Annotated in this window: 2 protein-coding genes; one reads left to right on the top strand and one right to left on the bottom strand. The window is 69.7% G+C overall.

Translation table 11 applies throughout. The features are described from left to right. Window positions 1–71 precede the first annotated feature (71 nt). The gene (locus AB0H52_RS31890) at window positions 72–971 is read right to left on the bottom strand and encodes a hypothetical protein (protein ID WP_225854850.1); all 900 of its coding nucleotides are present in this window, start codon (window positions 969–971) and stop codon (window positions 72–74) included. A gap of 219 nt (window positions 972–1,190) precedes the next feature. Between AB0H52_RS31890 and AB0H52_RS31895 the strand changes: the two genes are divergently transcribed. Next, window positions 1,191–1,718 carry a DUF6244 family protein gene (locus tag AB0H52_RS31895; protein ID WP_357951997.1) on the top strand — a complete coding sequence of 176 codons (528 nt, stop codon included), beginning with the start codon at window positions 1,191–1,193 and terminating at the stop codon, window positions 1,716–1,718. Window positions 1,719–1,803 lie beyond the last annotated feature (85 nt).

The following is a 1,803-nucleotide window of genomic DNA, read 5'->3' on the forward strand; positions in this document are numbered from 1 at the left end:
AGCCGGCCAGCATCCGCCACCCAGACCCAGCCACCGTTCACATCTACCGTCTTCGACCCCACACAACATGATCAACTTAAGCTACGTGGCATTGCCCCTGAAGCAAGATGCGGCGGTGGCTCGACTGGCAACTCCGGTAGCTGGTGTTCACCTCGGAGCAGCGCCCCGAGCCGCGGGCACTGGACCAGCATCGCGCTCAGATCCCGCTCCTCCGCGACGGCCGCGATGAGGCGGAGCGCGTCGGTGGCCAGACCGAGTGCGCCGAGTTCCACGACCGTGCTGGCCTCCCCTGCCAGAACCGGGTCCATCAGCCGGGTCCACTCCGGCAGCAGGACCCAGGACGCGTACAGGTGATCGTCGAGCCAGGCGACGGGCCGAGCCGCGAAAAACTCCCTCCGGTTGGTGGGAACCTCGACGAACACCGGCGTCGAGTAGACCGGATCAACCTGGGCGGCGGCCAGCAGAAGCGGGTCCTGCACCAGGGTGGCGTCCACGAGCTGCGCGAACGACGGCGTCCAAACAACCATGTGGCCATTTGTGGTGCCATCGGCATGGACGACCGGCGGTCGTTTCCACACGCCGACCTCGGACACCTCGGTAAACGTGTCGGTCACCCGGTACAGCGAGGCGTACGCGGCGACCGCCTCGGCCTCGAAGCCAAGGTGCCGTAGCGCCCCACTGACCTGATGACTCGTCGGGACACAGGTACCCACCGGCATGCCGCTCTGCGCCTGGTGCAGAACGGCTAGGACCGCGAGCAGCGGCACCATCTCCACCGGCGCGTCGACGAGCCGTCCGAACATCGGGCTGTACTCAAATTTCGGCATCAACGCCGTCTCGTCCGGGCGGTGAGAGCGCCGGCTGCCGGGCACGCGGGTGGGCGGGATCATCCGGCGGATCGGCTCCCGCCGCTGCCGACGGCCACTGCGCTTGCGATTACCCACCGAGCCTCCCGACGCGAACACCCGCACCGCCGTCCCGTCGATGCTGACACGTCGACAGCCGGACACGACAGCCACAGACCCCACCCCACGAGCTGGAATCTGGACCGGAAGCCGCTCGTGCGACTACTCGCATCGCGGCGGCTGTCTGCGGTGCCGACCGCCTCGCCGTGTCTGGTGGCCTCACAAGGAGCCCGGTAGGTTCAGCTGTCCAGCACTTTCGCTCTCACCGATTGGGGTGCCGGCCACGTGTCGCAGATCGAGACGATCACCGGTGAGTTCCGCGCGTTGATGACCGGGGTCGAACGCGCGCAGGGGTTGGCAGCCGCCGCCGACAGTCAGGCGCAGGAGGTGGCGTTGCGGGCCGCGGGCGCGGGCTTCGTCGCCGTGGCGGCGGGTGTGGCGCGGGTGCGCAACGCGATCACGGGCATCCAGGGCGGCCTGGGAAGTCTCGCCGGTGCGATTGGTGAGGCGACGAAGGCCACTGCGGCGGTGCCGAACGAAGCCACCCCCCAGGAGACGATCGCCGGGCTGGCGCCCGTGCAGAGCGCCGTGGACGCCGCTCGTGACGCGGCGACCGGGGTCATCACCGGAGTCGGGGAGGCGCAGCAACTCGTCGCCATGGTCCTGCAGGGCGGGCAGCCCGGGCCGCTGCTGCAGGCCCTGGACGGCATCAAGCAGGTCCTGGTGCTGGTCGTTCAGCGCACCGGCGGGGCCCGGCAGGCCGTCGAAGCGGCGATCGCGCAGGCCCGGCAGTTGGGGTCGTCGGTCGGGTAGCCCCGGCGCATTGCTGCGCCGGGGCCCCCTCAGAACCGTGCGTGCGACTTTCACCGCACACGGCTCAAGCAAGCCCCGAGGGCGT

Origin of the sequence: Micromonospora sp. NPDC050695 (assembly GCF_040654415.1) — a bacterium.
Classification (GTDB): domain Bacteria; phylum Actinomycetota; class Actinomycetes; order Mycobacteriales; family Micromonosporaceae; genus Micromonospora.